The sequence below is a fragment of the Actinosynnema sp. NPDC023658 genome (genome assembly GCF_040639995.1).
Taxonomy (GTDB): domain Bacteria; phylum Actinomycetota; class Actinomycetes; order Mycobacteriales; family Pseudonocardiaceae; genus Actinosynnema.
This window is the reverse complement of record NZ_JBFAAX010000263.1, coordinates 1-7,983: the sequence shown is the minus strand read 5'-3', so window position 1 is coordinate 7,983 and position 7,983 is coordinate 1. Positions and strand designations below refer to the sequence as shown.

Annotated in this window: 9 protein-coding genes and 2 pseudogenes; 3 read left to right on the top strand and 8 right to left on the bottom strand. The window is 70.8% G+C overall.

Annotated elements, in window-relative coordinates:
- Nucleotides 1–594 (bottom strand): annotated as a pseudogene (locus AB0G02_RS23125) (hypothetical protein); the annotation flags it as partial.
- A 200-nt stretch (nt 595–794) separates the two neighbouring features.
- Here AB0G02_RS23125 and AB0G02_RS23120 point away from each other — a divergent pair.
- The 3 genes from AB0G02_RS23120 to AB0G02_RS23110 are packed head-to-tail and all read left to right on the top strand — an operon-like array spanning nt 795 to nt 2,645.
- Nucleotides 795–1,619 (top strand): hypothetical protein, encoded by an 825-nt coding sequence (locus AB0G02_RS23120; RefSeq protein ID WP_360797546.1) that lies wholly within the window; start codon nt 795–797, stop codon nt 1,617–1,619.
- Between the two features lie 5 nt (nt 1,620–1,624).
- Entirely contained in the window at nt 1,625–2,020 is a 396-nt protein-coding gene (locus AB0G02_RS23115) for a GntR family transcriptional regulator (RefSeq protein WP_360797545.1), read from the top strand.
- Between the two features lies 1 nt (nt 2,021).
- Nucleotides 2,022–2,645, top strand: a complete 624-nt coding sequence (locus AB0G02_RS23110) for a GPP34 family phosphoprotein (RefSeq protein ID WP_360797544.1) — start codon at nt 2,022–2,024, stop codon at nt 2,643–2,645.
- A 488-nt stretch (nt 2,646–3,133) separates the two neighbouring features.
- On the opposite strand, the gene AB0G02_RS23105 is transcribed toward AB0G02_RS23110, so the two are convergent.
- The 7 genes and pseudogenes from AB0G02_RS23105 to AB0G02_RS23075 all read right to left on the bottom strand — a co-directional run bounded on the left by AB0G02_RS23105 (nt 3,134) and on the right by AB0G02_RS23075 (nt 7,748).
- Nucleotides 3,134–3,946: a class I SAM-dependent methyltransferase gene (locus tag AB0G02_RS23105; protein ID WP_360797543.1), complete on the bottom strand. Its 813-nt coding sequence runs from the start codon at nt 3,944–3,946 to the stop codon at nt 3,134–3,136.
- A gap of 8 nt (nt 3,947–3,954) precedes the next feature.
- Nucleotides 3,955–4,410, bottom strand: a complete 456-nt coding sequence (locus AB0G02_RS23100) for a transcriptional regulator (RefSeq protein WP_360797542.1) — start codon at nt 4,408–4,410, stop codon at nt 3,955–3,957.
- Nucleotides 4,411–4,440: 30 nt separating this feature from the next.
- On the bottom strand, nt 4,441–4,689 hold the full coding sequence (locus AB0G02_RS23095) for a hypothetical protein (protein ID WP_360797547.1): 249 nt from the start codon (nt 4,687–4,689) through the stop codon (nt 4,441–4,443).
- 142 nt (nt 4,690–4,831) lie between these two features.
- Nucleotides 4,832–5,131 (bottom strand): annotated as a pseudogene (locus AB0G02_RS23090) (alpha/beta hydrolase); the annotation flags it as partial.
- A gap of 413 nt (nt 5,132–5,544) precedes the next feature.
- Nucleotides 5,545–6,198, bottom strand: coding sequence for a TetR/AcrR family transcriptional regulator (locus tag AB0G02_RS23085; RefSeq protein WP_360797541.1), 654 nt, complete (start codon nt 6,196–6,198; stop codon nt 5,545–5,547).
- Nucleotides 6,195–7,082: an alpha/beta hydrolase gene (locus AB0G02_RS23080; RefSeq protein ID WP_360797540.1), complete on the bottom strand. Its 888-nt coding sequence runs from the start codon at nt 7,080–7,082 to the stop codon at nt 6,195–6,197. Before AB0G02_RS23080 ends, AB0G02_RS23085 begins: the two co-directional genes overlap by 4 nt.
- A 150-nt stretch (nt 7,083–7,232) precedes the next feature.
- The gene (locus tag AB0G02_RS23075; protein ID WP_360797539.1) at nt 7,233–7,748 is read right to left on the bottom strand and encodes a hypothetical protein; all 516 of its coding nucleotides are present in this window, start codon (nt 7,746–7,748) and stop codon (nt 7,233–7,235) included.
- Between the last annotated feature and the right edge of the window lie 235 nt (nt 7,749–7,983).

Below are 7,983 nucleotides of genomic sequence, written 5' to 3'. Positions count from 1 at the left end.
GTCGCGCCGGGACGCCAGGACGACCACGCAGCCGCGCAGGACGGACAGGATGTGGCCGACCTCGTCGGGAGTGAGGTCCACGTCGTCCAGGACGACGAGCGCGCGGACGTCCCGCAGCGCATCCCGCACCAGGTCATCGGGGACCGTGCGGGACCGGTCGAACTCGTAGCACTCGCGCAGGACGGCGCCCAGGACGTCGACGACGGACGGCGGCGTGTCGACCCAGATCATCCCCACGTCGCCGCCGAGCGCGGTCCCGGCCAGCACCTCCCGGTCGGCGGCGTGTCGGAGCAGCAGGGACTTGCCCGCACCCGGCGGCCCGGTCACCACGACGTGCTTGCGCTCGGCCAGGTTCTTCCGCAGGAACGCGAGCGCCTCCGTCCGGCCGCGCAGCGGTGCCCGCATGACGGGGTGCACGGATCCGGGCAACACGCGCGGCGTGAGGTCGCCGCGCCGGAGCGCCGGTCGGGCCTGCGCCGGGTGGACGTGGAGATCCCGCCCGGCCTGGTAGACCTGCGCGGAGCCCACCGCCACGGCCTGCTGGCCGGGCACCCCGCGTCCCTCGTCCTGCTGCCGGGTACCCACTGCGGACAATCGTCCTCCAACGACCCGCACCACGAACCGCAGTCCTGCGGTGCGACAACGGGAACCCGTGCGTTCGGCACGGCGCGGGCGTCGCGATCGTGGGTCACGGCTCCGTCGGGGAGACCGGCGCGAGTGCTCCGCAGCCGGATTGACTTGTCGCAATTCTTGACGCACCATGTTGAGACAGAAGTTGCGACATTGGAGGCGTCATGCCGAAGGGGACCTCGCCGGATGCCGACCTGTCGGTGCGTCCGGCGGACCTCGAGCGGGCCGGTGCGTGGTTGGCCGGGCATGGCTTGGCCGACGTCCGGCCGACAACGTTGCTGGCGACGCGTCTGGAGGTCCGGCGACGTGCCCGGCTGGCCGCTTCCGTCCTGCTGGCCGCGTTCCTGATCGCGGTCGCGCTCACCTACACCGGCGGCATGGTGGAGGGGTCCGGGGACCGGCGCTGGTCGTTGCTGGTGTTGACGGCGCTGGTGGTCGGGTTGGTGCTGGCCCAGTCGTCGCTGGACGGGTGGGTGCGGCGGGTCGACCGTCGCGCCGGTGCGACGTTGTCGCGACGGGCGGCCCACCCGGTCAGGCTCGGGTGGCGCACCGTGCTCGGCCGTCCGCGTGCCGCGTTCGCGGTCGCGACGTTCGCGGGCGGGACGGCGTTGGCGATCAGCACCTTGACCCTGGACGACTCCACCGCGAGGTATGCGGCGGTCATCCTGCTCGTCGGGCTGTGCGGGCTCGCCGTCGGCGTTGTCGTCCAGCTGCGCCACACCCTGACGCACCCGGTCGTGGCGGACGACGAGGTCTCGCTGACCGCCGACGTCATCATGCGGGTCGAGGACGCCCGAGTCGGCGCCGCGCCCACCGCGGTGTGGTCGGTGTGGTCGCTGCCGGTCGTGTCGGTGTTCAGCACCACCTTCGGGTGGTGGAACGCCGCCTGGCTCGCCTTCATCGTCCTGAGCGTCATCGCGCTGGCCCTGATCGAGGCGCGGACCGCCCGGAGCGCCGCGGTGGCGCGGAACGTCATGAGCGCACCGTGACCCGGATGATCTCCATCGACGCTGCCTCGCCCGTCCCGCCGTTCGAGCAGCTCCGTGCCCAGCTCGCCCGGCAGATCCAGGACCACACGCTCGCCGTGGGCACCCGGCTGCCGACCATCCGCCGCCTGGCCGCGGACCTCGGCTTGGCCGTCAACACCGTCGGTCGGGCCTACCGGGAGCTGGAGGAGGCGGGGTTGATCGAGACCCGTGGGTCGGCCGGCTCGTTCGTGTCCGCGTGCGGCGAGAAGGGGCGCGAACGGGCGAGCCGTGCCGCCGCCGACTACGCCGCCGTCATCGCCAGCCTCGGCATCGACACCAACGAGGCCATCCGCATCGTCCGAGCAGCGCTGACCACGGGCATCTCGGTGTCCCCGGTCACGCGCAACCCGAGAGAAGCCTGACATGGCCGTGCCCCGCAGCCTCGCCCAGCGCATCTACCTGCTGGCCTACGACCCGGACAAGGGCAAGGTCGGCTCGGGGACCCACCTGGGCGCCATGCTCCGCGCCGCGACCCTCGCGGACCTCTACCTGGGCGGCCACCTCACCGACGAACGCGGCCGTGCCACCATCGACGTCCGGCGCCCCTGCGACGATCCCGTCCTCGATGCGCTCCTCGAGGAGATCGCGGGCTCCAAGCCGCACGCGTGGCAGTCCTGGATCAACCACGGGCAGGGCGCCACCGTCCGAGCGGTACGCCGGAACCTCGACGACGGCGGCTGGGTCCACCTCCAACCCCACAAGATCCTCGGGCTGTTCCCCGTCACCAGGGTGATCATCCGAGATCCCCACGTCCGCGATGAACTCGTCGGACGGGTGAACAGCGTCCTGCACGAACCCCTGGACAGCATCGACCCCGCCGACGCCGCACTCGTGGCCATCATCACCGCCGCCGACCTCGATCTCGTCCTCGACCGCAAGACCAGACGTGCCAACGAGCAGCGAATCCGGGAACTCACGGAACTCAGCGGACCGATCGGACCCGCCCTGCGCAAATCGATCCAAGCGGCCGCGGTCGGTGAGGTGTAGTGGTCCCCGGCCCGGTCGCTCCGGCTGGATCGGGCAGTGGCCGCGGCGCCAGTGCTGGTGGTGGCCGGCCCTCAGGCGGCTCGTCGACGCCACCGAGATCATGGCCGGCCGGCCCGACTCCAGTTCTCCGTTGTGGACCCCGGAACTGCGCTGGCTGCTGGACCGCTCTCTCGCTCTGGTCCGCGCCGATCTCGGGAACTACGACTGGCTGGCACCCGGTCCGGAGCAGCCGCGCGACCGGGGTCCCGCCTGGCGGCACCTCGCCGCTGGGCCAACTCCCGGGCCGCACCGCACTCCAACGCGCGGCCGTCGGACACAGCCGGGGAGCGGGCGAAGATCGGTGTACAGCAGTCGTGACTCCACGCCTCACGATCATGCCCCTGCGGCCCAGCACGCGGGATCACCGCAGCTCAACGCCTGAGTGCAGAGTGTTGGTACCCACGGGGTGCACGGGCGATCGCTCCACTCGGCGTGCTGGTGGAGTCCGGTCAGAACCGGTAGCGGAGTACGCGGGTGCCTTGCCGGGACAGTGTGGTGCTGTGGCTCATGAGGCGGGTGGCGGCGCGCAGCGGCTGGGGGAAGTGGGCGACTTCCGAGGCGCGGGTGAGCAGTTGTTCCTCGACCATGGTCAGGCCGGCGCCCCAGGTTTCCGGGTCGTGCGGGTCGTCGAAGCCCTGGGCGGCGGTGATGCCGATGGCCTTGATCGTCGGGTGGTACTTCATCGCCCAGGCGGCGAACCGGGTGTAGCCGTTGATGGCGAGTTCGCCGGTGTCGAAGTGCGCGGTCAACTCCCGGGTCATCCGCTGGAAGGTGTCGCCGGGCAGGAACGGCAGCAGGCCCTCGGCCACGATCATGGCCGGCCGGTCGCGGGGCACCGGGTCGAGCCAGCCCGGGGTGGTCAGATCGGCGCCGATGAGCAGGGACCGGTCCGGGAGGAACCGGGGCCGCAGGTCGACGATGTCGGGGAAGTCGACGTCGTACCAGTCGACGCCGGCGGGAGGGTCGCAGCGGAGGACGCGCGTGTCGAGTCCGCAGCCGAGATCGAGCACCACGGCGTCGGGGTGGCCGGCCACGAACGCCCGGACCGCCTCGTCGAGCTTCTTGGCGCGCAGGGCGGTGCCGCACACGAGGCCGGGTTTGAGCTTGAGCTTGGCGAAGTCGTAGTCGATCGCGCCGGCGATGTCGGCGGAGTGGGTGTCACCGAGGATCGGGCGCGGGAGCTTGGCGTCCAAGGCCCTCGCGCAGAGGGTGAGCAGCAGGGTTTCCCGGAGTGGGTCCAGTTGTGGTCGCAGGCGTTGCACGGGAGTCCTCAAGTGGTCGGGGGGTTGCGGGCGGCGATGTCGCGCAGCCAGGTGAGGGACTGCTGGGCGGCGCGGATGCGCTCGGTGTGAGCCCCTCCGCCGCCGACGAGTCGCATGCCCTCCTCGGCTATGTCACCGAAGGAGCCGAGGCTGTCGAGCTTGCGCTGGATCACCTTGTGCCAGGCGTCGTCCTCGATGCGGTAGTAGGTGGTGCGCTCGCCCGGCACGCGGACCTTGCGGACCAGCCCGATGGCGACCAGGAAACGCATGTTCGAGGTGAGCGAAGCCCGGCTGGCCTGGATCGTCTCGGCGATCTGGCCGGCGGAGCGCTCGGGCGGGTCGCAGATCATCAGCAGGCCGAGGATGCGCCCGGTGATCGGGGGGAGCGCCCACTCCTCGACGCAGAACGCGGCCACCCGCTCGATCCACCGCAGCACCTCGTCCCGGTTGTCCTCACTGGACACAGCTCCTCCTCGGCCGGTTTGTCGGAGCCGTCACTGTGCCACGGCGGCGATCGACTCGCGGGTGGGCGTCGGGGTGGCGGTGGCGAGCCTGGCCTTGCGCAGGTAGCGGTCGAACCAGTCCACGGCCGGCGCCATCGCCTCGTCGAGGCCCGGACCGGTGTAGAGGCCGAGGACGTCGTAGGGCAGCACCTCCAACCGTTTCGGCTCGCCGGCCCTGGCGAACGCGCTCTGCGCCTCTTCGAGTACGTGGTACGGGTCCCAGCCGCCGTTGGCGATCATCACCAGCGGGGTGGGCGACAGCCGGTGGATGAGGTCCTCCGGCGCGAAGGTGAGCAGGTGCTCGGTGGAGTCGAGCGTCTTCTCGTTGCGATAGCAGCAACCGCTCGAGGTACCGCCACCCGTTCCACACGCTGGGGCTCTGCACCACGACGCACTTCACGCGCCGGTCGAGCACCGCGGCCTGCACCGCGACCGAGCCACCGATGCTGACACCCCACAACCCGATCCGTGCCGGGTCCACCTCCGGTCGGCTCCGCAGGTAGGAGATCGCGCTGCGGAAGTCGTCCACCTGCCGCTGCGGGTGGTCCTGCCCCCGGGGTTCGCCCTCGCCGGCACCGACCGTGCGGTAGTCGATCGCCGGCACGGCGAACCCGGCGCGCACGAAGTGCGGCGCGAACACGGCCAGCGCCCCCTTGACCATCACCCCGCTGTGCCCCAGCACCAGACCGGGGACCGGGCCGTCCGCCTCCCGGACGTAAAGGTCACCGGCGCACGAGGTGCCGAGGCTGTTGAACCTCACCTGCTCAGGACGCGGGTCATCACCGCCACCTTCCGTGCGACATGTAGCTAGCTAGTTCAGCTTGGACTGAACTAGCTAGCTGCGTCAAGCACGAGTCTTCGCGGTAATGCCCACCGAGGCGGTCACACCGTGATCAACGGCATGCGGGGCGGACCCCAGCCGATGGGAGCGGCGGGGGCGGCCCAGTGGTCGGCCGGGTTGCGCTTGACCATGCGGCGACGTCGACGGTCCGACGAGGTCGTGTGGTCGTGCTCGACACCCTGTGGATGAGGTTATGGGCAGGCACAGGGCTGGTGAGCCGATGACGCCGCGACGAGGCACGCGCGTGTGTGCGCTTATCCGATGAGGAGGGCGAAGCTGTCGAGCATGGCGGTGAGGCCGAGGTCGAAGTGGTCGTCCGTGCCGGCCTCGTCGGCGCTGCGGGCAAGCAGGTTGTACTCGGGCGATTCCGGCGGTGGCTTCCTGCTGCGCCGTTCGCCGCCGAGTCGGAGCACGGCCAGGGTGAGCGCGTGGCCGACGGTGAACTCCCGCAGGCAGCGCAGGACGCGCAGGGCATCGCCCGGGGTGAAGCCCGCCTCCGCCATGAGCGTGATCATGCGGTTGCCGGTCTCGATGGCGGCCGGGGAGCGGACCGGGCGGGTGGCGAAGATGGTCACCGCTCGCGGGTGGGCGAGCAGCGTGTCCCGCAGGCGACGGGTGTACTGCTCGACCAGATGACGCCAAGGCCCGTCCCAGGGCAGCGCCTCGACGTCGAGTTCGGCGAAGAGCGTGTCCGCGATGCCGTCGAACAGGTCCTCCTGGTCGGTGAAGTACCGGTAGGCGGCCATCGGGTCGACGCCGAGTTCCACGCCGAGCTTGCGCATGGAGAACTTGTCCTGCCCGATGTCGTCGACGAGCGCGAGTGCCACGGCCGCGATGTACTCGCGGCTCAGCGTCGGTCTGGTCGGCGCGACGGGTCGCGGCCGCTGGGGGCGTTCGTCGGTGGTCATGTGTCCAGGAGTTCGGTCAGGCGGCGGGCGAAGCCCTCGGAGTGCTGCTGGTACGCGGTGTGCCCGCCGGGGAACTCCACGCAGGGCACGCCGAGTCTCTCACCCAGGACGTGGGCGGGCCGGTGGTAGGGGCGGCCCACGCTGTCGCGGCCGGTGGCCGGCCACCAGCACACCCCGGTCGATCCCAGCGCCGCGAAGTCGGGTTCGTAGTCGTAGCAGAACGCGGGCAACTCTCGGCGGAAGAGTAGGTCGGCGTTGCCCAGGAGGCGGTGCATCCCGCCCGGCGCACGTCCGGTCAGCCGACGCGACAGCGCACCGGAGGCCAGCACGACCCGCAGCACCCCGGCCAGTGCCGCTCGGCCGGCGCGGATCTGGAACAACCGGGGCGGTCGGGGCATGGTCATCGCCGCGAAGGCGACGAACCCGCGCAGCGGTCCTTCGGTGTCCGCGATCCGGCGCAGTTCGTCCAGTTCCCGCTGCTCCGGGCTGCCGGGCAGGAGCTGCACCAGCGGCGGCTCGTGCACCACCGCCCCCGCGAGTCGGTCGCCGTGCCTGGACAGGGCCTCCAGCGCGATGATCGCGCCGCTGCTGCTGCCGAACACGTGGGCCTGCTCGATCCCGTGGTGGTCCAGCACGGCCACCACGTCGGCCGCCTGGTCGGCGACGGCGATCGGGGCGGACTCGTCGTCGAGAGGACTGCGGGAGTTGCCGCGCCGGTCGTAGGTGATCACGGTGAACCGCCTCGCCAGCAGTGGGACGACCTCGGCGTACATCTCGGCGTCACCGCCGCCACCGGGGATCAGCACCAGCGCCGGGCCAGTGCCCGCCATCTCGGTGTGCAACCGGGCCCCGGCGACTCGGACTGTGTCTACGGTGTAGTCCATGTCTACAGTGTAGACACGGTGAAGGCCGGCATCGACCGACTCTGGATTCCGGCAGGTGGTCGAGCCGCTTGGGGGGTGCCCAGCCTGCTGGCTAACGGCCCCAGCGCCTCGACCTGGGCATTTCGTCGCGGCCGCGCGACTTCCTCCGAGTCAGCCCTGCTCGGTGCGCCGTTGCTCCCAGCGTTCGATGATCTGGTCGGCGGTGGCCTTGTCGATCGGTTCGAACGTGCCGTCGTAGCGTCCGCGACGCCAGTCCTCGCGGACGTAGCTGTCCCGCCAGCCCTGGCCGGGGAAGTAACGCTGCTCTTGCTCGCCCCCGTGCGCATTCGTCCACGCGCGGAGCACCCCGGTCGGATCATCCACAGTGGAACCGTCCATCCACGCGAGGTACGAGTACTGCCTGCCGTCGACGGTCACACCCCGGTTCATCCGGTCGCGCAACGCGTTCTCGAACCGCACCGCTGCCTGCGCGTCCACCCGGTGCACGTCAGAGCCGCTGAGCGCCGAACTGGTCAACGCTGAACTGGGCACCCAGGCGAGCTGGGTCGTGAACGACTCCTCGCGCACCTGCCCGTTCTCGTCCAACCACCGGCGGAGCATCACCGCGGGGTCCTCCGGTCGTGGACGGGCCGGCGTGACGATGGCGAAGTACTCGTACCGCTGCATTAACTGACTCTCGTTCCATTCGAAGAGACGCGGCCCTTACGGTACGGGGGCCACGTCCGGTGCTCACTTCGTCAGGTCGAACTCCTCGGTGCGCGTCGCTTCCCTTGACGATCTCGACGTCGTCGTAGTGCCACGCCGGGGCACCGACGTAGGTGTAGGCGGTGACCTGCGTCTCGGACACGAGGATCGGCGGTGAGGCTGCAGGTTCCATCCTGTGGGCTCCGGAGTTTGCCCA